The following is a 26,521-nucleotide window of genomic DNA, read 5'->3' as shown; positions in this document are numbered from 1 at the left end:
CTGGGTCGTTGCGACTTGGCATCGAAGATTGGGATATTTGTTCACCATCGGTCGGCCTCTTTTTCTGCACAACCCACTTCAACCGCAGAACGACTGCGGCGCGAAGGACGAAGATTTCAGGGGGGATTTCAAAAATGACGGACCCTGCCAATCCGATGGCAACCATCATCGCTCTCTGCGCGGAAGGGGCACGCCGGTTTGGCGACGACCCACGGGCCATCGCGAGCTTCGTCGAAAATGAGATTGCGCGTCTGTCCGAGAGAGAACAGCGGCAACTCAAAGAACAACTGACGCTTTTGACAGATGGAGGTGGATCTCAAAAGCCGATCATGTAAAGAGAACCTGCAAATTCTGCAGTCGACGAAAGTATTCTCAAGGATAGGCATGAAAGATCAGGAACTGAATTTGGCAATCGGCCAGAGATTACGCTCCGTGCGCGCCGCTCGCGGCTTCACCCAGAGCGAACTCGCTGCGCATATCGGCGTCGCGTTTCAGCAGATCCAGAAATACGAGAATGGTACAAACCGCCTGTCCGTCGCGGTCATGCTGCGGTTATGCGACTTCATGAAGGTGGATGCCGGCTGGTTCATCAACGGCATCGAAACCGAGGCGGGCGCTGGCGTCGAGGACGAGGCAGCCTATCTTGCCAGGGAAATCGAGCGTATCTCGGATTTGAAGATCCGACGCGATCTGACGATGCTGATCCACTCCCTGGCCGCCACCGATGTGGCGAACTGACCCCGTCTCCAGTAGGAGAACCAACAGCAATCCATTTGCCTACGCGCGGCGCTCACCTGATTGGCGCCCTTCATTGAGCGGCCTCGCAGGCAAGCTGCGAGGCCGAAGCGTTCCTGACAGCTTCAGGCGGCGTTCGGATAACGCGCAGCGTACCAGGTCTTGAACAGGCGATACTGGTTTTCGAGGTGACGGCGCTGCGAGTTGCTCAGCTTATCGGTCTCGTTGAAGTGCAGCGTGTATTCCTTCTCGCCGTTCAGCACCATCAGATACTTGTAGTGCAGCACGAGATCTGGACCTTCGTCATAGGTCGACAGAACCATCAGCGCCTCTTCGAGCTCGCGGGCGGCGCTGCGGGCGGCCGCATCACCCTTGGCTGCCTGTTCGCAGAGCGAAACGAGATGCAGCACTTCCTTCGGCAGCGCGTTGCCGATGCCGGTGATGGCCCCGCCCGCGCCGCAATTGACGAAGCCGTGATAGACGCCGGTATCGACACCGACCATCAGCGTCAGCGCATCATCGCCCGACGTGATGTTTTCGGCCGCATAGGTCATGTCGCTCTTACCGCCGAACTCCTTGAAGCCGACGAGGTTCGAAAAGCGCGAACGCAGATCGAAGAACAGATCGGCGCGCGTCGCAAAGCCGTAATAGGGGCTGTTGTAGATGACCGCCGGCAGGCCTTTGGCCGCTTCGAGAACCGCCGAGAAATGGTCCCTTTGGGCCGAAACGGACGAACCGCGCGACAGAACGCGGGGGATGACCATCAACCCCTTGGCGCCCACAGCCGCAGCATGGGCGGCATGGGCGACGGCCGACTTGGTGTTGACGGCACCGGTGCCGACGATAACGGGAACACCCGCCTCGACGAGGCGCTTGACGCCTTCCTGACGCTGCTCATCGGTCAAGAGCGGCCAGTCGCCCATCGAACCGCAATAGACGACGGCAGACATGCCGAGGTCGATCAGTTCCTTGCCCTTGCGGGCAAGCGCGTCAAAATTTGGGGTGCGGTCGTCATTGCATGGCGTCATGAGCGCCGGGATGCAGCCTTGGAATACGGAACCAGTCATCGCCAATCTCTCGTTCTTTCGAAAACTCCCCGGACAGCGGGGTTGATGAGGCATGTAGCATCCTGCCGACTTCTTGTCGACAAGAAAAATACAGGAAACGATTTTCCTTCAATGCTGAACGAGGCACTGCTCTTGTGGTGCGAGAATTTTGCGGCGGCTAGAGCGCCAGCTTCGCGTTCTGGCGGGAATCGGCGGTGATGTAAGAGCGGATTTGGCCGACGATCTGATCAGCGTGGGCAGATGCCAGCCTGTCGGCCAGCGTGACGTCGCGATTGATGATCGCCTGGATCAACTCCTCGTGCTCGCCGACATATTGGCGCGGCAGCACATCGTTGAAGGAGGAATAGTAGAGCCTCAGAATGCGGCGACCTTCATCCAGCAGCCGGGTGAAAAGCTCGACGTAATATCTGTTCCGGCCGGCCTGGGCGATCGCGATATGGAAGTCGCGATTGGTCGAAATCATGCCGAGCACATCGCGGTTGCTGACCGCCGCCTCGAAAGCCTTCTGCTGCACAAGGATAGCGGCGATATCGCCTTCGGCGTGATTGGCAGCCGCAAGCCGGGTGGTGACGCGGTACATCAGCGTCAGCGCATCGAAAAATTCCGGCAGGCCGAGGAAATCGATGTTCGAGACGATCGTCGCGCGGTTGGTGAGCGTGGTGATCAGGCCTTCGGCGGCAAGCCGCACCAAGGCTTCGCGGATCGGCGTGCGCGACAGCGCAAAACGATCCGACAGCTGCTGTTCATCGATCGGGCTGCCCGGCGGCAATTTCAGCTCGATGATCTCGTTTCGAAGCGTCTCATAGACCGTCGATACGCCGGAGCCGCGCCTGTGCGTTTGCAGTTTTTCGGTCTCGTCCACGCGCCCATCGTCCTTTCAAGCAGCCGAGTTTACACCCAGTTACTAGCGAATCCGCAAAAGGACTTCAAACTTAATATACTTTCTGTCGGCAAGCGGAATTTTGAATGTTCCTATTACCTCGGCGGGGAGACGGCGGTGCCTCTATTCCTGTTTGCCCGGCTTGCCGACGCGCAACGCGTCACTCAATTCCATCCGCGCCGTGCCGATCAGCTGCTCCATGGCAAAACGCGCCGCATCTGGCCGCCGCATGCGGATGGCATCAAGCACGTCCTGATGCCGGGCGATGGCGTAATCATGGCTCTGGCTTGCCCGGTTGGTCAGACGAAAGCTTGCGAGCAGGGCAGCGCGAATAGCGGTGGCGAACTGGCGGAACACCCAGTTGCCACTGGCATTGATGATGGCGGTGTGGAATTCGAGGTCGGCCTGGCTCCAGGCCTCGTTGTCGCGGGCGTTGGCAGCCACCATGTCCTCGAAGGCTTCGGCGATCTGGGCGAGCTGCTTGGCTGTGGCGTTCGCAGCGGCCTGTGCGGCTGCTGCCGGCTCCAGAAGCTGGCGGGCATCGAGGAGCGAATCGTAAAAGCTGCGGTCGTCGCTGAATTCGAGCGTCGCATCGAGGACCATCGGATCAAGATAGTTCCAGTTCTCGCGCGGCAGCACGCTGGTGCCGGCACGCGTGCGGGAGCGGATCATGCCGAGAGCCGACAGATATTGCATCGCCTCCCGAAGGCTGGTGCGGCTGACGCCATAGACCTCGGAAAGCTCCGCTTCGTTCGGCAGCAGCGAGCCTTCGGCAATGTCACCGGATACGATCTGCCCGATGAGCTTCTTCAACAGCTCCTCGCGCACCGTGCGCCGTCCCTGCTCCAGGTTGGCTGATGTACTTCCCGTTCGCAGAAGTCCCGATCGCGTGCTCATAACGTCCCCCGTAGCGCTGGTCTCGATGTCACCATGAGCAGCGCCATGCTTTCTCATCAATGTGCAACCGCAGGCTCAGCCGGCTTCTCCCAAGAAATCTAGTCATCACGTGCGACTGCCGCGCCCGGCGGCCGACGAGCGCATATTGTCGAGCAGGACGGCGATCAGAAGAATAAGACCGCGCACCACATATTGATAGAAGGCCTGGATGTTGAGCAGGTTCATGACGTTTTCGGCAATGCCCATGATCAGCACGCCGACGATCACACCGGTCATCGCCGCGCGGCCACCGGCAAGCGATACGCCGCCGAGCACGCAGGCCGAGATGACGGAGAGTTCCAAGCCGGTTGCCGCATTGGGCTGGCCCGACGTGATGCGCGAGGCGAGCAGAATGCCGGCGATGGCGCAGACGAAGCCCTGCAGTGCGAAGATCCAGATGCGCATGGTGACGACATTGACGCCGGCAAGGCGCGAAGCCTCCGGATTGCCGCCGATCGCCAGCGTGTTCTTGCCGAAGACGGTGCGGTTCAGCACGAAGCCGAAGACGATGAAGAGCAGAGCCATGATCCAGATCGGCGTCGGGACCGTGAGAAAGCGCGACAGCGCCAGTTGGTAGAAGGCCGGATCGTTGATGCCGACGGCGCGGCCGTCCGACGCGATCAGCGCCAGACCGCGGACGATCTGCATGGTCGCGAGCGTTGTGATCAGCGCATTGATGCGGAAACGGGCGATGACGACGCCGTTGACGACGCCGACGATGCTGCCGCAGACGAGCGCTGCCAGCAGGCCAAGCGGAATGGAGCCGGTCGCGTTCGATACCATGACGGCGATCATGCCGGAAAAGGCGACGGTCGAGCCGACCGAAAGGTCGAAGTCGCGTGAGGCAAGGCAGAACATCATGGTGCAGGCGACGATGCCGATCGTCACCACCGATTGCAGCAGACCCAGCATGTTGCGTTCGGTCAGGAAGCTCGGCACGGTCAGTGAGACGATCACGAAGGCGATCGAAAAGATCACCACCAGACCCTGTTCGCCGAGAAGGATTTTTTTCAACGCGTTCATCACTGCTGTTCCTGATTTATATGGTACCGGCGGCATTCTTGTCGGGGAGGGCCGCGGTCAGAATGCTGCGTTCGTCGAAATCGGCGCGCGCCACGTCGGCGGCAACGCGGCCCTGGCACATGACGATGATGCGATCGGAAATGCCCATGACTTCGGGCAGCTCACTGGAGATGACGACGATCGCCATGCCGCCGGCTGCAAGCTCGTAGAGGATTTCATAGATTTCCGACTTGGCGCCGACATCGATGCCGCGCGTCGGCTCGTCGATGACCAGTACCTTGACGCCTTGCTCGGATAGCCAGCGGCCGAGAATGACCTTCTGCTGGTTACCGCCGGAGAGATTGATGATGTCCTGCTTGCGCGAGGGCGTGCGCACCCTGAGCTTGGCGATAAACTGGTCGGCAACCGAAGCTTCCTTCTTCGGGTTCAAAACGCCGAAGGGCGAGAAATGCCGGCGTGAGGAGATTGCGATATTTTCCTCGATCGAGCGGCCCTGAATGATGCCGTCGAACTTGCGGTCTTCCGGGCAGAGAACCATGCCGGCATTGATCGCCGCCTTCGGATTGCTTGGGGAGACAGCCACGCCATCAATCGCAACACTGCCCTGATGGCGGTGGTCGGCGCCATAGAGCAGGCGCGCCATTTCGCTTCGCCCGGCACCGATCAGGCCGAAGAAGCCGAGGATTTCGCCCTTGCGGACGGAAAAGCTGATTGGGGTGCGGAGCTTGGAACCGGAGAGGGCCTTAACCTCGAGGCATACCTCACCGAGCGGGCGTTCGCGCCAGCCCCAGATATTGTTGATCTCGCGCCCGACCATTTCGGCGATGATCTGTTCGCGGGTCGTCTCGGCGACTTTTGGGTGGTGGGCGGCGAGCTTGCCGTCACGCAGGACGGTCAGGCTGTCGCAAAGCCGGAAGATCTCGTCGAGGCGATGAGAGACATAGAGGATAACGGTGCCCTTGGCCTTCAGCTTGTCGATGAGGGAAAACAGGATTTCGCTTTCGCGCGACGAGAGCGACGAGGTCGGCTCGTCGAGCGCGATGACGCGCGCATCGAGCATGACGGCCTTGGCGATCTCCACCATCTGGCGGGCGCCAATCGAAAGTGAAGACACTTTTGCCGAGGGATCGACGTCGATACCGATCTCATCGAGCCTGGCGCGAACGGTTTCGACCAACGTCTTGCCGTTGATGACGCCGGCCTTGCCGGGAAAGCGCCCAAGCCAGAGGTTTTCGGCAACCGTCAGTTCCGGAACGAGCTGGAGCTCCTGATGGATGACGATGACGCCGGCATGGAAGGCATCGCGAACGGAGCTGTATTTCTGCTCGAGGCCATCGATGAGAATGCTGCCTTCATCGGCTGACTGGTGGCCCGAGAGTACGCGGATCAGGGTGGACTTGCCGGCGCCGTTTTCGCCCATCAGCCCGTGCACGGCGCCCTTGTCGACGCCGAAGGAGACGTTGGACAGCGCCTGGACCCCCGGATAGCCCTTGGAAATGGTTTTGAATTCGAGGAAAGCCATCATCGCTCCGTCGAGAATATGCCCGGCGGCCGAAAATGCCGCCGGGATGAAATCATCATCAGAGGATGATTATTCGATGCCGAGGTCCTTGCGAACCTTTTCATAGTCGCCGCGCAGCGCCAGCGAACCAGAGGTCAGCGTCACCTTTGCCGGCTCCTTGCCGTTGGCAATCCAGTCATACATGTCGAGTGCGGTTTCATAGCCGTGACGCTTCGGCGAGATGATGACCGTGCCGAAGAAGCCGGTCGCAGACGGCTTCTTGAACTCGTTGATCGCCGATTCCGCGCCACCGATACCCACACCGATCATGTTGTCGGTGGGAATGCCGACCGATTCAGAGGCACGCACTGCGCCGAGCACGGCCTCGTCGTTAAGGCCGAAGGCGACCCAATATTTCACGTCGGCATGCTTGTTGAGAACGGTCGTCGCGGCATTGAGTGCCGCTTCCGTATCGGTCTTTGCCTGCGGCGCATCATAGATGTTTTCAGCCGGGAAGCCGGCGGCCTTCAGCACCGAGATTGCGCCTTCGACACGGTCGACGGCGGTCGGAAGCTGGTCGTAGGAGACGCGGATTGCGCCGACAGTCTTCATGTCCCAGCCGCGCTTCTTTATTTCGTCAACGATTGCTTGGCCGACGCCTTCTCCGATCTTGGTAGCTGAAATGCCCATATGCGGCACGTCTTCCAGCGGCTTGCCATCGGCACCCACCAGACGGTCGTCGACCGTCATCAGCTTAAGCTGGTTGGCGGCGGCCTTGGCGACGATGCCGGGGCCGAGCTTGACGTCAGGCGTGCAGATGATGAAGCCCTGAGCGCCCTGCGCACCGAGATTGTCGATCGCCGACTGGACCTTCTCCCCATCTTCGGCACCGATCTTGACGACGGTGAAACCCTTTTCCTTGGCGGCCTGGTCGGCGAATTTCCATTCGTCCTGGAACCAGGGCTCTTCCGGCTGCTTCACGATGAAACCAATCTTGACATCCTCCGCCAAGACGGAGCCGGCGGCCAAAACGGCAAAGGCGCCAGCGAGGATGGCTGCTTTGAAGAAGCGCATAATCTCTCTCCCTAAAATCTCGATCTGCCGCTCACTCGGCAGCAGCCATTGAATAAAAAGAAACATCATACCAGTCAAGATTTGTGTATGATTATTTATGCGATTCAGCGGGTGAAAAGCCGACTAAATTCATATTGGTGCGGCGCATCTCGCTGAAATCAGCAGAAACTTAGGCCAGAACGCCGCCTGATAAGCAAAATAAATCCTATCTATATTGACAATCAATCGACCGATAATAGGGTGCCGCCACAGTCCGGATCAGCCTTGATCCGTGGGGAAGGCATTGTTTCATGGCGATCATCGATTTGCAGGACGGTGCACTTTCGGCCCGTGTCTCGACGGCCGGCGGTGTGCTCCTTGATTTCTCCTGGATGCGGGATGGCCGGAAAATTCCGCTTCTGAGGCCGGCAGCCGATGATGCCGATGCACGGTCGTCGGCCTGCTATCCGCTCGTGCCCTTCGGCAATCGCGTGAGGAGCAATCGTTTCCATTTCGAAGGACGCGCCTACAGCCTTCAGCCGAACACGTCCTGGGACCCACACTACCTCCACGGAGATGGCTGGCTGGCCGACTGGGCGGTTCTTTCCGAGAGTGCCACAGAGGCTGAGATCGGTTTCCGCCACCAGGCGGACGGTTCGCCCTTTAGTTATAAGGCGAAGCAGAGCTTCAGATTGTCGGGCAAGGGGCTAAAGCTGCATATGAGCGTGGAGAATACCGGTGAAGCGGCCCTGCCCTTCGGGCTCGGTTGGCATCCGTTCTTTCCGCTGACGGAACAGACGATGCTTCTTGCCAAGGCAGAGCGCTTCTGGACCGAGACGGAGGGCTGGCTGCCAGGCGAACCGGCCGAGATCCCTGCCGATCTCGATTTCTCGCAGCCCGCGCCCCTGCCGCGGCGCTGGATCAATAACGGCTTTGAGGGCTGGAGCGGTAGTGCGCGCATTACCTGGCCCGAGAGCCGTGCGGCGCTTGACCTGGCGGCGGACCCGATCTTCCGCCACGCGGTCATCTTCCTGTCGGACGAGCGCTTCGACCCCGGATTTCGCCGAGACTATTTCTGCTTCGAACCGATGTCCCATCTCGCCAACGGGCATAATCTTCCCGGGTTTGGCGATCTCAAGATCTTGCAGCCGGGCGAAAGCCTGGAAGGTTCGATCCGCATGCAGCCGCACGAAATCTCCTGATCATCAAGAACGAGCATAAAGAGGAAACAGACGATGCCAAACCGCCTTTCCGGAAAACGGGTCTTCATCACCGGCGCAGCGCAAGGGATTGGACAGGCGATCGCCGAAGCTTTTGCGGTCGAAGACGCGCGCCTCTTCCTCGTCGACCGCGATGAAACGCTGCTCGAAGAGACAGCCACAGCACTCGCATCAAAGGGCACCGTGCTTGGCTATCAGGCTGCCGACATCACCGATGCTGCGGCTATTGAGGCGGCCTTTGCCAAGGCGGAAGAGCAGATCGGCAGCATCAATGCCCTCGTCAACAATGCCGGCGTCAACGTCTTCGCCGAGCCTCTGCAGACGACGGACGAAGAGTGGCAGCGCTGCTTCGACATCAATCTCAAGGGCGCCTGGCACTGCTGCCGCTCGGTTCTGCCGCAAATGATTTCGGAAGGAGGCGGGGTGATCCTCAATATCGCCTCGACGCACGCCTTTACCATCATTCCCCACACCTTCCCCTATCCGCTTGCCAAACATGCGCTGCTCGGCATGACCAAGTCGCTCGGCATCGAATATGCACCCCAAAACGTGCGGGTGAATGCGATTGCGCCCGGCTATGTCTCGACCCAGAAGGTCATCGATTACTGGAACAGTTTTGCGGATCCGGAAAAGGCCAGGGCCGAAACGATGAAGCTGCATCCGGGCGGGCGTATCGCCACGCCGCAGGAAATCGCCATGGCCGCAGTCTTCATGATCTCGGACGAATGCACCTTCATGAATGCCACCTGCCTGACGATCGACGGCGGCTTGAGCGTTATGCAGCACCAATAATAGAAGGCCCTTTCCCTCTCTCCATGGCCTCAGAGTGCAGGCGCTCACCGCTATTGTCTAGTTTTTGCGCAGCAGCATTACTTGACACAATTTTGGGCGATCCATAGAGTTTTATCCATCTGGTAAAAAAGAGGGGAACTCATGAAAAATCAGATCACTATCACGCGCCGCACGGTGCTCGCTTCCGGCATGGCGCTCGGCGCGACCGCCTTCGCACCCAAGCTCTGGGCGCAGGAAAAACTCAAAGTCGCCGGCATTCATGCCTCGCCGGTGGAAAATGCCTGGAATTCCTGTCTGCACAAGGCGCTGCAGGATGCCGCTTCCGAAGGCGTGATCGAATACGTCTTCTCCGAAGGAGTCTCGGGCACAGACTATCCGCGCGCCATGCGCGAATATGCCGAGCAGGGAAACGCGCTCATCGTCGGCGAGGCCTATGCCGTCGAGCGGGAAGCCCGCCAGGTTGCCGCCGACTATCCGAAGACCGCTTTCATGCTGGGTTCGAGCGGCGAAGCATCAGGCGATAATTTCGGCGTCTTCGGCACCTGGAACCATGACGGCGCCTACCTCGCCGGCATGCTGGCCGGCAAGATGACGAAATCCGGCGTTGTCGGCTCGGTCGGCGCACTGCCGATCCCCGAGGTCAACATGCTGATGAACGCCTTTGCGGCCGGCGTGAAGGAAGTCCGCCCGGATGCCAAGCATCTCGTTGCCTTCATCGGCACTTTCTTCGATCCGCCGAAGGCGCGCGAAGCGGGACTTGCCCAGATCGATGCTGGCGCCGACATCCTGTTCGGCGAACGTATCGGCACGGCAGACGCCGCCAAGGAGCGCGGCATCAAGTCCGTCGGCTCGCTGATCGACTACACGCCGCGTTATCCCGAGACCGTCTTTGCCAACGCCATCTGGGGCTTCCGCCCGATCCTCAATGCCGCGATCGCCGATGTGAAGGCCGGCAAGCCGACCGGCAACAACTACACGCGCTTCGGCCTGATGAAGGAAGGCGGCAGCGATATCGTCTACGTCAAGGGCGTCGCACCGGCGGAAGCCGAAGCGGCGATGGAAGCCAAGCGCGCCGCCATCAAGTCCGGCGCCTTCGAAGTGCCCATCATGCCCGAGGAGCCGAAATAAGCCGGCATCCGCATGAACGGGACTGATGCAAGCAAGGGCTCGATACCGGGCGGCGACGCGATTGCGCTCGCCGCCCGGATCGGGAGCGGTGCACTTGGTTGTGCCGAGGCGATGGAGCAGGCGATTTCAGCAGCCAGGGCCAACGAGGCGCTTGGCGCGATCTGTCATCTCGACGAAGCGCTGGGCATGGCGAATGCCACTGCGCTCGACCACGAATTCAGGGCCAATCACGCGACTTTTTCCATCAGGCGCTTTGCCGGCGTGCCGGCGCTTGCCAAGGATCTCGGCGGCCCGTTCAAGGGCCTGGCCGTTCGCGCCGGCTCGCGGCTCTTCGACGGGATGCTCGACGCATCGGCTGATTCTGATCTGGCGGCGCGCTTCCGGCAGGCCGGCTTCACGCTGTTCGGCCTCACCACCAGCCCGGAAGTTGGCCTCTCGCTTGCGAGCGAGCCGACCCGCGGGCCTGTCTGCCGCAATCCGCTCGATCCCTCCCGCATGGCAGGCGGTTCTTCCGGCGGTGCGGCCGCAGCCGTCGCAGCCGGTATCGTCGCAATCGCCCATGCAACGGATGCCGGCGGCTCGATCCGCGTGCCCGCGGCATGCTGCGGGCTCGTCGGCCTGAAGCCCAGTCGCGGCGCCATTCCCGGCGGACCGGGGTTCGGCAATCATCTCGGCGGCATCGCCAGCGAGCTCGCCGTCTGCCGTTCCGTTCGCGACGCAGGTGCGATCTTCGAAGCCTTGCGCGGAAAACCCGCCGGTCCCTATGCGGAACCGGCCCTCGAGAAGAACGAAAAACTCCACCTGCGCATCGGCCTGCTGACGCAGACCAGCAGCGATTTCCCCACCGAGCCGGCACGCCAGGAAGCCGTCGAAGCCGCGGCCCGCAGCCTCGAACAGGACGGGCATGAGATCGTCACCGTTGAATGGGAGCGGCTTGCAGCAAGCGTCGCTGCAAGTGCTGCCATTTTCGCAGATATCATTTCGATCAATCTGGCATGGCTCGTCGAAAGCCTGCATCTCGACGTTTCGAAAGCTGAGCTGCTGACCGCCGCCTTTGCGGCGCGTGGGGCAGCACTTGAGCCAACCGCGCTCTGGCAGGCCCTCAGCGCCATGCCGCATGTCAGCCATGATCTCTGGCGGCTGTTCGACGGCATCGATTGCCTGCTCGCACCCATGCTTGCCACAGCGCCGCTGCCGATCGGCTCTTTTCCGACCGATCATCACGACACGGAGCTGCATCTGAACCGCATGGCGCGCTTTGCGCCGCTCGCCTGCCTTGCCAATATATCCGGCTTTCCGGCGCTGACCCTGCCTTATGGACACGATGCGGACGCAATGCCGCTTCCTCTTCAGCTAATGGCACCGATGGGCGGGGAACCCATGTTGCTTGCCCTTGCCTCGCGGCTGGAAGCGGAGCAACGTTGGATCCATCCCCATGCCATTGCGGGACTTGCCCCATGACATCAGCTCCCGTGCTTCAGCTTGCCGGCATCAGCAAGCGCTTTGGCGCCATCCAGGCCAATGAGGATATTTCGCTGAGCCTCGACAAGGGCGAAGTGCTGGCACTGCTCGGCGAAAACGGCGCCGGCAAGACGACATTGATGAGCATCCTCTTCGGCCACTATGTACCGGATGCGGGAACCATCCATATCGAGGGCACCGAATTGCCGGCCGGCCGGCCGCGGGCGGCGATTCGGGCCGGCATCGGCATGGTGCACCAGCATTTTTCCCTGGCGCCGAACCTGACGGTGCTCGAAAACGTCATGACGGGAACGGAAAAGCTCTGGTCCTGGAAGTCGGAGAAGGCGGCCGGCCGCGCTAAACTGATGTCGATCTCTTCGCGCTTCGGCCTCGACGTCAATCCCGATGCCCGGCTCGGCGATCTCTCGGTCGGCGAACAGCAGCGCGTCGAAATCCTCAAGGCGCTCTATAACGACGCCCGTATCCTGATCCTCGACGAGCCGACGGCGGTCCTCACCAATATCGAGGCGGAACGCCTCTTCCAGACGCTTAGGGGAATGGCCCGCCACGGACTGTCGCTGATCTTCATCTCGCACAAGCTGGACGAGGTGATCAGCGCAGCTGACCGCGTCGTCGTGCTGCGCAGCGGAAAGGTCGTTGCCGAACGGCTGACCGGTCGGACCAGCAAGTCCGAGCTCGCAGAACTCATGGTCGGCAGGCGGGTGACGCGCCCGGTGCGCGAGGCGTCAACGCCCGGTGCTGTCGTCTTCGAAGCCGTCGGCGTCACCGTTTACGACGGCGGCCAGGAGCGGCTGAAGGATATCAGCTTGCAGCTTCATGCCGGCGAAACGCTCGGCATTATCGGCGTCTCCGGCAATGGCCAGGCGACGCTCAGCCATCTCGTCAGCGGACTTGCCGGCTGGAGCAGCGGCGAGATCCTGCTGTTCGGACAGCCGGTCACCGAGATCGGCGTCGAAAGCCTGATTACCGCCGGCATCGGCCGCATACCTGAGGATCGCAACAAGGAAGGCGCGATCGGCGAACTCGCTGTCTGGGAAAATGCCGTGCTGGAGCGCATCGCCGCGCCGCGCTTTTCGCGTCACGGGCTGGTCGACCGCAAGGCCGGCATGGCCTTCGCCCAGGAGATCATCGCAGAATTCGATATACGCGGTGGCGGCCCGACGACACGCACGCGGCTTCTGTCAGGTGGCAACATGCAGAAACTGATCCTCGGTCGCAACCTGCATGACAGGCCGAAGATCCTGATTGCGGCGCAGCCGACACGCGGGCTCGACGAGGGCGCCGTCGCCGCCGTCCATGCAAGGATATTGCAGGCACGCAAGGAGGGCACGGCCGTGCTTCTGATATCAGAGGATCTGGACGAGGTGATCGGCCTTGCCGATCGCATCCAGGCGATCGTCAAGGGGCGCCTGTCGCCACCCATCGATGCGGAAAGTGCCGATCCCAGAAAACTCGGTCTGATGATGTCAGGCGAATGGACGTCCGAGGTCCAGCATGCGTCTTGAACGCCGCGATCACCGTCCGCTCTATCTGGTCGTGGCAGCGCCCATTGCCGCCGTCATCGCCGCACTCGCCATTGCCGGCATCCTGATTGCGCTTGCCGGCGCCCCCGTGTTCGAAGCCTATTGGCGCATCCTCACCGGCGCCTTCGGCACGCGGCTTTCGGCGACGGAGACGCTAACGCGGGCCACACCCTTGATGCTGACCGGCCTTGCCGCAGCCGTCGCCTTCCGCGCCCGGCTCTGGAATATCGGCGCCGAAGGCCAGTTCTATCTTGGCGCCATTACAGTTGCCGCACTCGGCTCCAAGCTCTTGGCCGGACTGCCCGCAGCGTTGCTTATCCCCGCCTTGCTGATTGCGGGCGCCGTCGCCGGCATGGTGCTGATCCTCGTGCCGCTGTGGCTGCGGCTGCGCTTTTCCGTCGATGAAGTGGTGACCAGCCTGCTTTTGAATTTCGTCGCCCTGCTCTTCGTTTCCATGCTGATCGATGGTGTCTTAAAGGATCCGCTCGCCTTCGGCTGGCCGCAATCCATGCCGGTTAGCGATCATGCGCTGCTACCGAAGCTGGTGGCGCGTTCGCGGCTGCATGTCGGCTTCATCATCGCCATCGTCATTGCGCTCGCCGTTCACCTCCTCCAGTCACGCACCGTCTTTGGCCTGCGCTCACGCGCAGCCGGCCTCAATCCCGCCGGCGCCGCCTTTGCCGGCGTGCCGCTCGCCATGACGTTGGTGAAGGTCGCCTGCCTTTCCGGAGGGCTGGCGGGTCTTGCCGGCGCAATCGAGGTGATGGGCGTGAAGGGCTATGTGACGACGGATCTGTCGCCCGGGTTCGGCTATTCCGGCATCATCGTCGCCATGCTCGCCAACCTGCACCCGATCGGCGTGATCCTCGCCGCCCTCTTCACCGCCACCATGTTCGTCGGCGCCGACGGCATGAGCCGGGCGCTCGGCATACCGACCTATATCGCAGACGTGACCGTGGCCGTCTCGCTGCTCACCATGCTTATTGCCCTGTTCTTCACCCAATACAGGATCCGCAGATGATGGCTCTCATCGACATTGTCTCATCCGCGGGCCTCTGGGCCGCTGTGCTGCGCATCGCGACACCGCTGATCTTCGGCACGCTCGGCGCGCTGCTCTGCGAAAGGGCGGGTGTGCTCAATCTCGGCATCGAAGGCATCATGACCTTCGGGGCGATGATCGGCTGGCTCGCCGTCTTCCACGGCGCCGATCTCTGGACCGGCATTCTGGTTGCGGCGCTCGCCGGTGCGGTCTTCGGTCTGCTGCATGCGCTTTTGACCGTGACGCTCGGCCTCTCGCAGCATGTCACGGGCCTTGGCATCACGCTCTTTGCCTCCAGCCTCAGTTATTTCGTCTTCCGCCTGGTCGTGCCGCTTGCCGGCACCCCACCGACGATTGTGCCCTTCCAACCGCTCGACATCCCGCTTCTCTCTGGCTTGCGCTTCCTCGGCCCTGCCCTCTTTGCACAGACGGCGCCGACTTATCTGGCGATCTTCCTGGCGCTTGCGATGGGCTATCTGATCTTCCGCACACCACTTGGCCTGACGATCCGTATGACCGGCGAAAATCCGCATGCGGCGGAAGCCCAAGGCATCAATCCGATCAGGATCCGCTATGGCGCAATCATTGCCGGAAGCGCGCTGATGGCCGTCGGCGGCGCCTTCCTGACGCTCGCAGCCTTCAACAGCTTCTTCCCAACCATGGTCCAGGGACGCGGCTGGATTTCCATCGCGCTCGTGGTCTTCGCCTCCTGGCGGCCGGGCCGGGCCCTCTTCGGCGCCCTGCTCTTTGCCTTCTTCGATGCCTTTCAGCTGAGACTGCAGACGGTGCTGGGAGGGTATGTGCCCTATCAGCTTTTCTTGATGACGCCCTATCTCCTGTCGATCGCAGCCCTTGCCGTGATGGCGCGGCGCGCCCGCGTGCCGCAGGCGCTGATGCAGCCCTATCGCCGCGGCGAGCGCTGATTGCCATGTTCAAAATCCTCAACAGACCGGTGCCGCCATGTTTGACCTGATCATCAAAAACGCAAATCTTCCCGATGGCCGCAGCGGCATCGATATCGCCATTCAGAAGGGCAAGATCGCCGAGGTCGCTTCCAGGATCGAAGCCGAGGCGGCCGAGGAGATCGATGCGACGGGAAGGCTCGTCAGCCCGCCTTTCGTCGATCCGCATTTTCATATGGATGCAACGCTCTCGCTTGGCCTACCGCGCATGAACCGCTCCGGCACGCTGCTGGAGGGGATTGCGCTCTGGGGTGAACTGCGGCCGATCCTGACCCGCGAGGCGCTCGTGGAGCGGGCGCTGCGCTATTGCGATCTCGCCGTCTCGCAGGGGCTTCTCGCCATCCGTAGCCACGTCGATACCAGCGATCCCAGGCTGGTGACTGCTGAAGCGCTGATCGAGGTGCGCGAGAAAGTCGCCCCCTATATCGACCTGCAGCTCGTCGCCTTTCCGCAAGATGGCTATTATCGTTCGCCAGGCGGTGTTGACGCTCTGAACCGCTCCCTCGACATGGGCCTCGACATCGTCGGCGGCATTCCACATTTCGAACGCACCATGGCTGATGGTGCGGCCTCCGTCGCAGCTCTTTGCCGCATCGCTGCCGATCGTGGCCTGCCCGTCGACATGCATTGCGATGAAACCGACGATCCGCTGTCACGCCATATCGAGACGCTGGCAGCAGAGACGGTGCGTTTCGGTCTGCAGGGTCGCGTTGCCGGCTCGCACCTGACGTCCATGCATTCGATGGACAATTATTACGTCTCCAAGCTCATTCCGCTGATGGCGGAGGCGGAGATCAACGTCATTCCCAATCCGCTGATCAACATCATGCTGCAGGGCCGCCACGACACTTATCCGAAGCGGCGCGGCATGACGCGGGTGCGCGAACTGATGGAAGCCGGCCTCAACGTCTCCTTCGGCCATGACTGCGTGATGGACCCCTGGTACTCCATGGGCTCCGGCGACATGCTAGAGGTCGGCCATATGGCGATCCACGTGGCGCAGATGGCCGGCATCGAGGACAAGAAGAAGATCTTCGATGCGCTGACGATCAACTCTGCCAAAACCATGGGCCTCGAAGGCTACGGCCTGGAAAAGGGCAGGAATGCCGATCTCGTCATCCTGCAGGCGCACGATCCGGTGGAAGCGCTCAGGCTGAAGGCGAACCGGCTGGCCGTCATCCGCCGCGGCAAGGTCATCGCGCGTTCGGCTCCGCGGATTGCTGAACTGCATCTTGCCGGGCGCCCGGCAACGGTTGACGGGGCTGCCTATGCACCAATCGTCCCCGGCGCCTAGACCTCTTCTTGGGTGCGCACGCTCAGCGTTCGCCCTTGACCTGGATCAGATAGGGTGGCGTCAGGCCTGAGGGCATGGCGGGCAAGTGCTGGAGGATCTTCAGGTTGGGGTCCAGCGCCCGGCGCAGGTGATCTGCAAGTGCTACGCGGGCCTTCTCGATATCGCCGGCGAGCAGCGCGTCATAAACGCGCGTATGCTCCGATATCATCATGGAAATTTCCGCTTCGGTGCGGAAATTGGCGAAGGTCGAGTGGGTGGCGATGAGGACGCGCTGACTGCGGCGCACGGCCGCAAGAAGCACCGTATTGGGGCAGGGCGCGAGTGAATCGAGATGCAGGTCGGCTTCGGCCCGCTCCAGCATTTCCGGCGCCTGCGGATAGGGACCCAGCGATTTCAGCCTGTGTCGCCGTTCTTCGAGGTTTTCCTTCTCAAGGAAAGGATAGGCCTGGCGCAGGGCTTCCGGCTCCAGCAGGCGGCGCATGTCATAGTGATGGCGGAAGACCTTGGCGCTGAGTGGGCCGGCATACCAGCGGTTATTGCTGTCCTGTTCGATGATGCCGCTGCGCTCAAGCTGGGTCAGCACTTCATGGGCGATGGTACGGCTGACGTCGTAGTGCTGGGCAAGTGCTGTCTCGTTCAACAGAAAACGGCCATAGGCAAGACAGACGGCAACGGCATGCTCGACTTCCGGATAGATCTGCTCCCGGCGGTTGACGACCGGTACGGTCAGCGAATGCGGCAGGTCGAGGCCCGCAGCAAAAAGGTCGCCGCGCTGCGGCTCGCCGCCCGGAACGACATAACCACGCCCTTCGAAGGTCCGGATCAGGCCTTCCGACAGGAGCCGCGCCAGCGCGATACCGGCTGGAATACGGCTGACATTGAAGGCGCGCGCAATGCTTGCCTGCCCGAGAATGAGGCCAGGCTCCAGCGCACCCCGCTCCAGATGGTCACGAAGAACCTGATAGATCGTCAAATAGATCGGCTCGGACCGCACAGCCGTGGCTGCGGTTTCAGCCTCCACCCCGCTTGCCATCGTCATGTCTGTTCCAAAGGCCGTCTGCCCATTTCCCGATGCGCCCGATCAGTTTGCGGGCGGTTTTTCCTGCACGATCCATGATGAAGAAACCATGGATGGTTCCCTGCCACTCCTCGTAACAGACGTCATTTCCGGCAGCAATCAAGCGCTGTGCATAAGCGCGGCCCTCGTCACGCAGCGGATCGTGGTCAGCGGTGATCAGCAGGGTTGGTGCCAGGTGCGAAAGATCACTGGCGAGCAGCGGCGAGACGCGAGGGTCGGAGGGTAGCGTGTCGCCCGAAAGATAATGTTCCGCAAACCAGATCATCGTCGACTGTTGCAGGGAAAAGCCGTTCGCGAATTCCTGGCGGCTTTGTGTCGTGCCGGAGAGATCGGTAGCCGGAAAAATCAAAGCCTGCCCGGCAATCGGGATGGCGAGATCGCGCGCCCGGATCGCAAGCGATGCGGAAAGACTGGCGCCGGCGCTGTCGCCCGCAAGGATCACCTTGCCTGCATCGAGTGCAAGCGCTTCGCCATTTTCCTGAAGCCAGAGAAGTGCCGTCTCGGCGTCCTCGAAGGCCGCCGGAAACGGCGCTTCCGGCGCCTTGCGGTATTCGACAGACAGCACATTGGCGTGGGCGGCATTGGCGAGCGTGCGAACCGGCCCGTCATGGGTCTCGATGCTGCCGACCATCCAGCCACCGCCATGGAAGAACAACATGGTCCGCGTGGTGCCGGCCACGCGGTAGAGCCGCGCCTTCAGCCTGACGTCGCCGCTTGGAATCTCGACATCCTCAATGCCGGAGACCGCGTCCTTCGCGCCCCAATGAAGGGCGAGCCGGATTTCGGAATCGGCGCGCGCCTGTTGCGGTGGGAGCGTCTCCATCGCAGCTCCGCCAAGCGCGTCCTGATCCTCCAGCATGGTCCGATATTCCGGCAGAAGCCTCGATCGGTCGACACGCGCCCCGTTCTCTTGCGGCTCCATCAACTCCTCCTCGCCGATTGCCTGGTGCGATGGAAAGGGAAGATGACAAAAAAGTCAATAATCGAATATTGCATGCGATATTCGATCGTGTTAGCGATTGGACATGGCAATGCTGGAAGAGGACCGGACTTGCCCAAAACGGGAGGATGTCATGACAATTCGCAGTCTCATTGCTGCAGGCCTTGCATGCTCCGTGGCAGTCGCGCCGCTCAGCGCTTTCGCCTCGGACAACAAGATCGCCCTGGTTCCGGGCGGTCCGCACCCCTATTTCGCGCCATGGGAACAGGCTGCCGCCGATGCCGCCAAGGATTTCGGCATCGCTGCAGTCGAGTACAAAGTGCCGAGCGAATGGAAGCTGGAGGCGCAGACTGAGCTTCTGGAAAGCCTTGCGGCACAGGGTACCAATGGCTTCGGCGTGTTTCCGGGTGACGCAGTCGGCGTCAACGCCATATTGTCGGAAATGAAGAGCAACGGCATTCCCTCGGTGGCACTTGGCGGCTGCGCGCAGGATCCGACCGATGTCGGGCTTTGCCTGGCGACCGATGTTTCGCAATCGGCCTATCTCGGCACCAAGGCGCTGATCGAGGCGATGGGTGGCAAGGGCACGATTGTTCATCTCGCAGGCCTGCTCGTCGACCCGAATACGACGCTGCGCGTCAAGGCGGTCGAAAAGGCCGTCGGCGAGACAAATGGCGCCGTCACCCTGCTGCAGACGGTCGGCGATACCGACAGCCAGGAACAGGGCGACCAGAAGATCAATGCCCTGCTTGCCGCGCAAAAGGACAAGATCAACGGCCTGATCGCCACCGGCTATATTTCCTCAGTCGTGGCTGCGACCGCGCTCAAGAACCTTGGCGACAAGAAGATCAAGCTTGTCGGCATCGACGATGACAAGATCATCCTTGACGGCATCCGCGACGGTTTCGTTGCCGGCACCATGGCGCAGAACCCCTATGGCCAGGCCTATATCGGCGCCTATGTGCTCGACCAGATGGCAGCAGGCTGCAGCGTGAAGGCGGACGCCCCTTGGATCGCCACACCTCAGACGGCGCATTTCGTCGATTCCGGCACGCTGCTGATCTCGGAAAAGAACGTCGACAGCTACAAGGACGATCTGAAGGCGCTGACGAAGAAACTGCAGGGGAGTTTCAAGGACACCTACCTCTCCTGCAAATAACGAGAGCGGCGCGGGGTCGAATCTGCCCTGCGCCCGATCATTCCTGTTCCACGAGACCGGTCATCCCAGCGCATGGCACCCATCGACAATGATAGCCCCGTCCCAGATGCAGGCAGACACAGCCTGCTGGGATTGCTGACCAGGGGGCCCGCGCAGCTCGGCCTGCTGATCATCCTTCTGATCCTGTGGGCCGTCTTCACCAGCTTGGCGCCGGGCTTCCTGTCGCGCTTCAACCTGAATTCCATGGGCCGCTCGGTCGCGATCGATGTCGTCGTCGGTTTCGCGCAGATGGTAGTGCTGGCGACCGGCGGCATGAACCTCTCAGTCGGCGCGATCGGTGTCTGCTCCGTCATGGCTGCGGGCTATCTGATGCAGACGGCAGGCCTGCCCATTCCGCTTGCGATCATCCTGACGCTCGCCTTCGGCGGCCTTCTCGGCGCGCTGAATGGGCTTGCGATCGTCAAGACCGGCGTCAACAGCTTCATCGTGACGCTCGCCAGCGCCAGCCTGTTTTCCGGCGGCATGCTGATCTTCACCAAGGGCGTGCCGCTGAACGGTTTGCCGGCGAGTTTCGGCGCCTTCGGCCGCAGTGGCATCGGTCCGGTGCCGTCGCTGGCGGTCGTAGCACTTTTCATCGGCGCCCTGCTCTACATGCTCTTCAAGCATACCGTGCTCGGCCGGCAGATCCTGGCTGTTGGTGCCAATGCGCGCACGGCGGAAATGTCGGGCGTCCCTGTCGGACGGATTACCGTCTTCGTGCATGTGCTCTCGGGAATGCTGGCCGCAGCAGCAGCCTTGATGCTGACGTCACGACTGTCAGCGGCCATGCCCGGCGTTGCCGGCGACGATTGGCTGCTGCCCTCTTTCCTTGCCCCCGTCATCGGCGGCACGGCGCTTGCCGGCGGAATGGTGTCGGTGGTTGGTACGATCCTCGGTGCAATGCTGGTCGCGACCATCCGCAGCGGCCTGCTGGTGCTGCAGGTCGGGAATTTCTGGCTGCAGCTCTTCCTCGGCATCTTCCTGCTCTCGGCGATCCTGTTCGAACGCTACCGGACGAAGCTCGCAATCCGCGAACAGACGAGGCGCGCATGAAGACGCTGATTTCCCTTGCCGCAAGGACACAATGGTCCGGCATCCTGGTCGGCGTCATCGCCGGCGGCATCGCGCTCGCCTTCGCCTCCCCCGCATTCATGACGGAATTCAATTGGTTCGTCATGCTGCGCAGCATCTGCGTATCGCTGCTCGTCGCCTTCAGCCAGATGGTCATGCTGGGCGTCGGCCAGATGAACCTTTCCGTCGGGGCGCTCGGCGGGCTCGTCGCTGTCGTGACCGGCGGACTTATGGATGTCTGGGGACTGCCGGCCATCGCCGCAATCATTGTCGGCCTCGCCTTCGGCGGTCTTGCCGGTTTTATCAATGGCTGGCTGACGGTGCGCACCGGCATCAACGGCTTCATCGTCACACTCGCGACCGGATCAGCCTTTGCCGGCATCAATCTCGGCATCACCAAGGCCATTCCCTTCTACAATCTGTCGCCGGCCTTCGTCGCCTTCGGCAATGGACGCCTCGGTCCCTTCCCGCTGCTGCTGATCGTACCACTGGTGGTGACCGTGCTGCTCGTCATCTTCTTTGCCCGCACGGTCGAGGGACGCTACATGCTGGCGGTCGGAGGAAATGCCCATGCGGCGGAGCTTTCGGGCATCTCGGTCGCCCGCGCGACGATCATGGCGCATGTGCTTTCCGGCCTGCTGGCCGCAACTGCCGGCGTGCTCGCCGTCGCCCAGCTCGGCTCAGCGCAGCCGACGATCGGCGCAGATTGGGTGGTCATTTCCTTTGCGGCGCCGATCATCGGCGGAGCGAGCCTTGCCGGCGGCTCGATCTTCATTCTCGGCACTCTCATCGCCGTGTTGCTGGTCGGGCTGATCCAGAATGCCATGGTGCTGCTGGCGGTCGATCCCTACTGGGTGACCTTCCTGCTCGGCGCGCTGATCCTCGCCGCCGTCTGGATCAACCGCTACCGCGCAGTCCGGGTCGGGGAGGATTGAGATGGCACTCATTCTGGACCGGATCGGCAAGTCCTTCCCGGGCGTGCGGGCGCTCAACAATGCATCTCTGACCCTCAATGGCGGCGAGATCCATGCGCTGATGGGCGAAAACGGCGCCGGCAAATCGACGCTGATCAAGATCATCACCGGCGTCCATCGGCCAGACAGCGGGACAGTGACGCTGGACGGCACGCCTCTATCCCTCTCCTCGCCCCGCGATGCAATCGCCCTCGGCATTTCGGCGGTGCATCAGGAGCGTAACCTGATCCCTCGCTTCTCGGTGGCCGAAAACATTCTCCTGGAAGGGCTGCCGGTTCGAAACGGCCTCGTCGATTTTCGCCGCGCCAACAAACAGGCGCGCGAACACCTTCGCAAAGTCGGCCTCGATGTCGATCCGGCAATGGAAGTGCGCCGCCTCAGCGTCGCCCAGATGCAGATGGTGGAGATTGCCAAGGCGCTCAGCCACCAGGCCAAGGTTCTGCTGCTCGACGAGCCGACGGCATCGATCACCGATGCTGAGACCGAAATTCTCTTCAGGCTCGTGCGACAACTGCGTGATCAGGGAACCGCGATCCTCTTCGTCAGCCACAAGCTCGAAGAAGTTTTGAGCCTTTGCGACCGGGTCACGGTTCTGCGCGACGGAGAGACGACACTGCGTGGCGCGCCGATGGCCGGCATGACACGGCAGACGCTGATCGAGGCGATGATTGGCCGCGCGGAGCGGCCGGTGATTGCCCGCTCCGGCAAGCCGCAGGAAGGTGCACCAAAGATCGAGCTTCGCGATGTCGCGACAGCGACCGGCCACGGCAATATCTCTTTTTGCCTCCGTCGCGGTGAAATCCTCGGCCTCTACGGCCTCGTCGGTGCCGGCCGCACTGAGCTCGTCCGCGCTATCATCGGCAAGGACAAGCTTAAGTCGGGCACGGTCCTGATCGACGACAAACCGGTGCGCATCGGCTCGGTGGAGGAGGCGATCAAGCGCTTTCGCATGGGCTATGTCAGCGAAGACAGGAAACATGAGGGGGTCATCCTCGCTCATCCGATCCGTTCGAATATCGCCATGACCGTCTGGGGCAAGATCGCCTCGACCTTCGGCCTGATCGGCGCCGGCCAGGAGCGCAGGACCGCCGCACCACTTGCCCGGCAGCTGGAAATCCGCACGCCCAATCTCGAACAGCTCGTCGGCAATCTCTCGGGCGGCAACCAGCAGAAGGTGTCGCTCGCCAAGTGGCTCGCCGCCGATGTCGATATCCTCTTCATCGACGAGCCGACCGTCGGCATCGACATCAAGGCCAAGGCCTATATTCACGAGCTGATCAACGGGCTTGCCGACAAGGGCATGGCGATCCTGCTGATCTCCAGCGACATGCCGGAAATGGTGGCGCTCGCCGACCGCATCCTCGTCATGCACGGTTTCAGGATCGTCCACGAACATGAAAACGACCGCAAATATGAGACGGCAAGCCGCGCCATCATGTCGGCAATCCACGCGGCCGAACCCGCCCAAACCCGCACGGCACGTTAGGAGGAACCATGGCCCGCATTGAAAAGATCGAATTGCGCATGGTGGACCTGCCGCCGAAGGTGAAGCGTACCGACGCCATCCAGAACTTCGTCAGCCAGGAAACGCCAATCGTCACCATCACCGATTCCGACGGTGCCTCGGGTACCGGTTATTCCTACACGATCGGTACCGGCGGCTCCTCCGTCATGCGCCTTCTGTCGGACCATCTGGCGCCGCTCTTGATCGGCGAGGATGCCGATTGCATCGAGGCGATCTGGCACAAAATGGAATTTGCCACACATGCAACGACGATCGGCGCGATCACGGCGCTGGCGCTCGCGGCCGTCGATATCGCACTCTGGGATCTGAGAGCCAAGAAGCACAAGCTGCCGCTCTGGAAACTTGCCGGCGGTGCCAAGCAGAGCTGCCCGCTCTATACGACCGAAGGCGGCTGGCTGCATATCGAAAAGGAGGCGCTTGTCGAAGACGCCCTGCAGGCGAAGGCGAAGGGTTTTAGCGGCTCGAAGGTGAAGATCGGCAAGCCGCACGGCGCTGAGGATTATGCCCGTCTGTCTGCCGTGCGCGCCGCTCTCGGCGATGGCTTCGAGATCATGACCGACTGCAACCAAGGCTTTACCATCGATGAAGTGATCCGCCGGGCAGAACGGCTGAGGGAACTCGATCTCGCCTGGATCGAAGAACCACTGCCGGCCGACGATCTCGACGGCCATATCCGGCTGTCGCGCTCGACCCCGACGCCGATTGCCGTCGGCGAATCCATCTATTCGATCCGGCATTTCCGCGAATATATGCAGAAGGGCGCCTGCTCGATCGTGCAGGTGGATGTTGCCCGCATCGGCGGCATCACACCCTGGCTGAAGGTTGCGCATGCGGCCGAAGCCTTCGATATCCCCGTCTGTCCGCATTTCCTGATGGAGCTGCATGTCAGCCTGGTCTGCGCGATCCAGAACGGCAAATATGTCGAATACATTCCGCAGCTCGACGATCTGACCACCAAGGGCATGGAAATCCGCGACGGCCGCGCCATCGCCCCCTCCGAACCCGGCATCGGCATCGAATGGGACTGGGATGCCGTCAAGAAACGCAGCATCGCCGAATTCACGACGGAAATCTCGAAAGGGCGGTAGAACATGCAGCGCATGGGCATGGTGATCGGTCTGGAGCCTGACAGGGTCGCAGACTACAAGGCGCTGCATGCGGCCGTCTGGCCGGAGATCCTGGCGCTGCTTTCGGCCTGCAACATCACCAACTATTCGATCTTCCTGAAGGAGCCGGAAAACCTGCTGTTCGGCTATTGGGAATATGTCGGTGACGATTTCGAAGCCGATATGGCGAAGATGGCCGCCGATCCGGCAAATCGGCAATGGTGGGCGGCCTGCATGCCCTGCCAGAAGCCGCTTGCTACGCGCAAGGACGGTGAGTGGTGGGCGATGATGCCGGAAGTGTTTCACTTTGATTGAACCGGCGTTGCTCACGCGCCCGAAACAGAACGCTTCCGGGATCCATTGAATTGCAATTCTGCCATCATTGCATTATGCGCAATCAACGATATCAGGAGGCCTTTATGGCCAGCATCACCATCCGCAATATCGATGATGCGCTGAAACGGCGCCTGCGAATCCGGGCTGCGCGCCACGTCCGGTCCATGGAAGAGGAAGCGCGCGATATTCTTCGATCGGCACTGGCCACCGGCGAGACACCACGCAACCTTGTTCAATCCATCAGGGCACGCGTTGCACCGACTGGTGGCGTTGACCTTGATATTCCCGCACGTGAGCCTATTCGTGACATGCCGGACCTCGAAAAGTGATCATCCTCGATACAAATGTTCTTTCCGAGCTGCTGGTGTCATCCCCGAGTCCAGCCGTCATCGACTGGTTGGCCGAGCAGGGCCCAGCTTCTGTATTCACGACGTCTATCACCGAGGCAGAAATCCTGTACGGATTGCGTTTACTACCCGGAGGTCGCCGCCGTCGGGAGCTAGAGGCCACAATAATACGATCTTCAATGAGGATCTTGCAGGGCGTGTCCTACCCTTCGATCGCGAAGCAGCTGACGTCTATGCCACTATAGCGACTAGGCCGCGCGCTGCCGGTCGCCCCATCAGCCAATTTGATGCACAAATCGCAGCCATAACCTTATCTCGTTGCGCGTCGCTTGCGACGCGCAACGAAGCCGATTTCGAGAATATCGGCCTGGCGGTCGTGAACACGTGGAAGGCAAGCTGATCTAAATAGGCGATCTCATCAGGGCTGGGGTCGGTCGGTTGCAAATTTTCCGACTATCCACGCCTAGGCCCGCCCTATCCTTGCTGATCATTCTCTTCAATGTGGTGGTGCTGCTCGACGTCCGGCAGGCAAGATAATTGCCGGGCCGCATCGCGATTGCGACAGCTGTGCTTATTGAACCCATTCAATACGCTCTGTCGAAACCAAGCTCAAACCAATCCATCACATCCGGGGAGACAAGGTCTTTTTTCGATAGGCCATTCAGCATCCACTTGGCATAGCTATCGCCTTTGGATGGCCGTCCAATCTTCAAGCGCTCGGCAATCTGCAGGGCAATGATGGTTTGATCCCTCGAACTCAGGAGCAAAGGTAATCGGCTCGCGAGGCTCGTGCTGCTTCTCCTCTTTCCATCGAGCACCCCGGCCACGCAACCGGTGAAATAGCCAGCTCTCTTCGCCCTTGGAAACCAGGTGCTGCCGTCGTCATAGGCGGGTGTACTCAGCATCTCGCGGATGGATTTATCCGGCTTGCCCCAATGGAGCACGGCGTCAAGCTGATCAACCACCTCAGGCGTTCTGTCGCTTGCGAACATGACGCGCATATATTGGCAAAGCGCCGGCGCGCCCCTGCTTCTTTCGATCTCGATACTCACGCCGTCGGGATCGGCCATGATCGCCGCACCGAGGTCATTGAGGATTTTTTTCCGTTTGTGCTCATTGAGAGCGGCGAGATCGCGCCTGTTCCGGATGAAGTCGCTCCAGACCGAGACGGGCTGGCTCTGCGCCATTGTGGCGACCACCGATGACAGCAGCACAGCAGCGACAAGGACTGCGTGCCTGCAAGCGGATTTTATCATTCTGCGAAGCCCCGGTGATCTCACCTTCGATCTTGTTCAGCCTGCATTATTATCC

The 26,521-nt window shown here is 61.3% G+C and carries 26 protein-coding genes and 1 pseudogene; 18 read left to right on the top strand and 9 right to left on the bottom strand.

The genetic code is table 11. The features are described 5' to 3' along the window. Positions 1 to 134: 134 nt before the first annotated feature. Both J2X71_RS07070 and J2X71_RS07065 read left to right on the top strand, forming a co-directional pair. Entirely contained in the window at positions 135 to 335 is a 201-nt protein-coding gene (locus J2X71_RS07070) for a hypothetical protein (protein WP_310380494.1), read from the top strand. A gap of 49 nt (positions 336 to 384) precedes the next feature. Further along, entirely contained in the window at positions 385 to 738 is a 354-nt protein-coding gene (locus J2X71_RS07065) for a helix-turn-helix transcriptional regulator (RefSeq protein ID WP_310380492.1), read from the top strand. A 122-nt stretch (positions 739 to 860) separates the two neighbouring features. Here J2X71_RS07065 and J2X71_RS07060 read toward each other — a convergent pair whose 3' ends face one another. The 6 genes from J2X71_RS07060 to J2X71_RS07035 all read right to left on the bottom strand — a co-directional run bounded on the left by J2X71_RS07060 (position 861) and on the right by J2X71_RS07035 (position 7,216). Continuing rightward, the gene (locus J2X71_RS07060; protein ID WP_310380491.1) at positions 861 to 1,802 is read right to left on the bottom strand and encodes a dihydrodipicolinate synthase family protein; all 942 of its coding nucleotides are present in this window, start codon (positions 1,800 to 1,802) and stop codon (positions 861 to 863) included. A gap of 157 nt (positions 1,803 to 1,959) precedes the next feature. Next, positions 1,960 to 2,664 (bottom strand): GntR family transcriptional regulator, encoded by a 705-nt coding sequence (locus J2X71_RS07055; protein ID WP_310380490.1) that lies wholly within the window; start codon positions 2,662 to 2,664, stop codon positions 1,960 to 1,962. 141 nt (positions 2,665 to 2,805) lie between these two features. Next, positions 2,806 to 3,579, bottom strand: a complete 774-nt coding sequence (locus J2X71_RS07050) for a FadR/GntR family transcriptional regulator (RefSeq protein ID WP_025668963.1) — start codon at positions 3,577 to 3,579, stop codon at positions 2,806 to 2,808. Positions 3,580 to 3,684: 105 nt separating this feature from the next. Further along, positions 3,685 to 4,641, bottom strand: coding sequence for an L-arabinose ABC transporter permease AraH (gene araH / locus J2X71_RS07045; protein ID WP_310380485.1), 957 nt, complete (start codon positions 4,639 to 4,641; stop codon positions 3,685 to 3,687). 16 nt (positions 4,642 to 4,657) lie between these two features. After that, positions 4,658 to 6,163, bottom strand: coding sequence for an L-arabinose ABC transporter ATP-binding protein AraG (gene araG, locus J2X71_RS07040; protein WP_310382157.1), 1,506 nt, complete (start codon positions 6,161 to 6,163; stop codon positions 4,658 to 4,660). 69 nt (positions 6,164 to 6,232) lie between these two features. Continuing rightward, positions 6,233 to 7,216, bottom strand: a complete 984-nt coding sequence (locus J2X71_RS07035) for an arabinose ABC transporter substrate-binding protein (RefSeq protein ID WP_310380483.1) — start codon at positions 7,214 to 7,216, stop codon at positions 6,233 to 6,235. A 290-nt stretch (positions 7,217 to 7,506) separates the two neighbouring features. Between J2X71_RS07035 and J2X71_RS07030 the strand changes: the two genes are divergently transcribed. The 8 genes from J2X71_RS07030 to J2X71_RS06995 all read left to right on the top strand — a co-directional run bounded on the left by J2X71_RS07030 (position 7,507) and on the right by J2X71_RS06995 (position 16,635). Next, positions 7,507 to 8,397, top strand: a complete 891-nt coding sequence (locus tag J2X71_RS07030) for an aldose 1-epimerase (RefSeq protein ID WP_310380481.1) — start codon at positions 7,507 to 7,509, stop codon at positions 8,395 to 8,397. A 33-nt stretch (positions 8,398 to 8,430) separates the two neighbouring features. Then, a complete protein-coding gene (locus J2X71_RS07025; RefSeq protein ID WP_310380479.1) occupies positions 8,431 to 9,207 on the top strand; it encodes an SDR family oxidoreductase in 777 nt (258 codons plus the stop codon). A 141-nt stretch (positions 9,208 to 9,348) separates the two neighbouring features. Then, positions 9,349 to 10,335 (top strand): BMP family protein, encoded by a 987-nt coding sequence (locus tag J2X71_RS07020; protein WP_310380478.1) that lies wholly within the window; start codon positions 9,349 to 9,351, stop codon positions 10,333 to 10,335. Between the two features lie 12 nt (positions 10,336 to 10,347). Beyond that, positions 10,348 to 11,796 carry an amidase gene (locus J2X71_RS07015; protein WP_310380475.1) on the top strand — a complete coding sequence of 483 codons (1,449 nt, stop codon included), beginning with the start codon at positions 10,348 to 10,350 and terminating at the stop codon, positions 11,794 to 11,796. Then, positions 11,793 to 13,322, top strand: coding sequence for an ABC transporter ATP-binding protein (locus J2X71_RS07010; RefSeq protein ID WP_310380472.1), 1,530 nt, complete (start codon positions 11,793 to 11,795; stop codon positions 13,320 to 13,322). The genes J2X71_RS07015 and J2X71_RS07010 overlap by 4 nt, the downstream gene beginning before the upstream one ends. Then, entirely contained in the window at positions 13,312 to 14,361 is a 1,050-nt protein-coding gene (locus J2X71_RS07005) for an ABC transporter permease (RefSeq protein WP_310380470.1), read from the top strand. Before J2X71_RS07010 ends, J2X71_RS07005 begins: the two co-directional genes overlap by 11 nt. Next, positions 14,358 to 15,302: an ABC transporter permease gene (locus J2X71_RS07000; protein WP_310380468.1), complete on the top strand. Its 945-nt coding sequence runs from the start codon at positions 14,358 to 14,360 to the stop codon at positions 15,300 to 15,302. The genes J2X71_RS07005 and J2X71_RS07000 overlap by 4 nt, the downstream gene beginning before the upstream one ends. A gap of 37 nt (positions 15,303 to 15,339) precedes the next feature. After that, positions 15,340 to 16,635 carry an amidohydrolase family protein gene (locus J2X71_RS06995; RefSeq protein WP_310380466.1) on the top strand — a complete coding sequence of 432 codons (1,296 nt, stop codon included), beginning with the start codon at positions 15,340 to 15,342 and terminating at the stop codon, positions 16,633 to 16,635. 22 nt (positions 16,636 to 16,657) lie between these two features. Here J2X71_RS06995 and J2X71_RS06990 read toward each other — a convergent pair whose 3' ends face one another. After that, positions 16,658 to 17,674 carry a GntR family transcriptional regulator gene (locus J2X71_RS06990; protein WP_310380464.1) on the bottom strand — a complete coding sequence of 339 codons (1,017 nt, stop codon included), beginning with the start codon at positions 17,672 to 17,674 and terminating at the stop codon, positions 16,658 to 16,660. Then, the gene (locus J2X71_RS06985; RefSeq protein WP_310380462.1) at positions 17,646 to 18,635 is read right to left on the bottom strand and encodes an alpha/beta hydrolase; all 990 of its coding nucleotides are present in this window, start codon (positions 18,633 to 18,635) and stop codon (positions 17,646 to 17,648) included. The genes J2X71_RS06990 and J2X71_RS06985 overlap by 29 nt, the downstream gene beginning before the upstream one ends. Positions 18,636 to 18,786: 151 nt before the next feature. Here J2X71_RS06985 and J2X71_RS06980 point away from each other — a divergent pair, with 151 nt between their 5' ends. The 8 genes and pseudogenes from J2X71_RS06980 to J2X71_RS06945 all read left to right on the top strand — a co-directional run bounded on the left by J2X71_RS06980 (position 18,787) and on the right by J2X71_RS06945 (position 25,610). Beyond that, the gene (locus J2X71_RS06980; RefSeq protein ID WP_310380460.1) at positions 18,787 to 19,812 is read left to right on the top strand and encodes a sugar ABC transporter substrate-binding protein; all 1,026 of its coding nucleotides are present in this window, start codon (positions 18,787 to 18,789) and stop codon (positions 19,810 to 19,812) included. Between the two features lie 72 nt (positions 19,813 to 19,884). After that, positions 19,885 to 20,904 (top strand): ABC transporter permease, encoded by a 1,020-nt coding sequence (locus J2X71_RS06975; protein ID WP_310380458.1) that lies wholly within the window; start codon positions 19,885 to 19,887, stop codon positions 20,902 to 20,904. Beyond that, positions 20,901 to 21,857, top strand: a complete 957-nt coding sequence (locus J2X71_RS06970; protein WP_310380456.1) for an ABC transporter permease — start codon at positions 20,901 to 20,903, stop codon at positions 21,855 to 21,857. Before J2X71_RS06975 ends, J2X71_RS06970 begins: the two co-directional genes overlap by 4 nt. Before the next feature lies 1 nt (position 21,858). Beyond that, positions 21,859 to 23,382 (top strand): sugar ABC transporter ATP-binding protein, encoded by a 1,524-nt coding sequence (locus tag J2X71_RS06965; RefSeq protein ID WP_310380455.1) that lies wholly within the window; start codon positions 21,859 to 21,861, stop codon positions 23,380 to 23,382. Positions 23,383 to 23,390: 8 nt separating this feature from the next. Then, the gene (locus tag J2X71_RS06960; protein ID WP_310380453.1) at positions 23,391 to 24,509 is read left to right on the top strand and encodes a mandelate racemase/muconate lactonizing enzyme family protein; all 1,119 of its coding nucleotides are present in this window, start codon (positions 23,391 to 23,393) and stop codon (positions 24,507 to 24,509) included. 3 nt (positions 24,510 to 24,512) lie between these two features. After that, positions 24,513 to 24,842 carry an L-rhamnose mutarotase gene (locus J2X71_RS06955; RefSeq protein ID WP_310380451.1) on the top strand — a complete coding sequence of 110 codons (330 nt, stop codon included), beginning with the start codon at positions 24,513 to 24,515 and terminating at the stop codon, positions 24,840 to 24,842. A gap of 104 nt (positions 24,843 to 24,946) precedes the next feature. Then, positions 24,947 to 25,192, top strand: a complete 246-nt coding sequence (locus J2X71_RS06950; RefSeq protein ID WP_310380449.1) for a FitA-like ribbon-helix-helix domain-containing protein — start codon at positions 24,947 to 24,949, stop codon at positions 25,190 to 25,192. Continuing rightward, positions 25,189 to 25,610: pseudogene (locus J2X71_RS06945) on the top strand (type II toxin-antitoxin system VapC family toxin). Before J2X71_RS06950 ends, J2X71_RS06945 begins: the two are co-directional and overlap by 4 nt. A 184-nt stretch (positions 25,611 to 25,794) precedes the next feature. On the opposite strand, the gene J2X71_RS06940 reads toward J2X71_RS06945, so the two are convergent. Continuing rightward, entirely contained in the window at positions 25,795 to 26,397 is a 603-nt protein-coding gene (locus J2X71_RS06940) for a hypothetical protein (RefSeq protein ID WP_310380447.1), read from the bottom strand. Positions 26,398 to 26,521 lie beyond the last annotated feature (124 nt).

It is taken from the genome of Rhizobium sp. 1399, assembly GCF_031455475.1.
Taxonomy (GTDB): domain Bacteria; phylum Pseudomonadota; class Alphaproteobacteria; order Rhizobiales; family Rhizobiaceae; genus Rhizobium.
The sequence above is the reverse complement of the archived record's forward strand: the minus strand, read 5'-3'. Positions and strand labels throughout refer to the sequence as shown.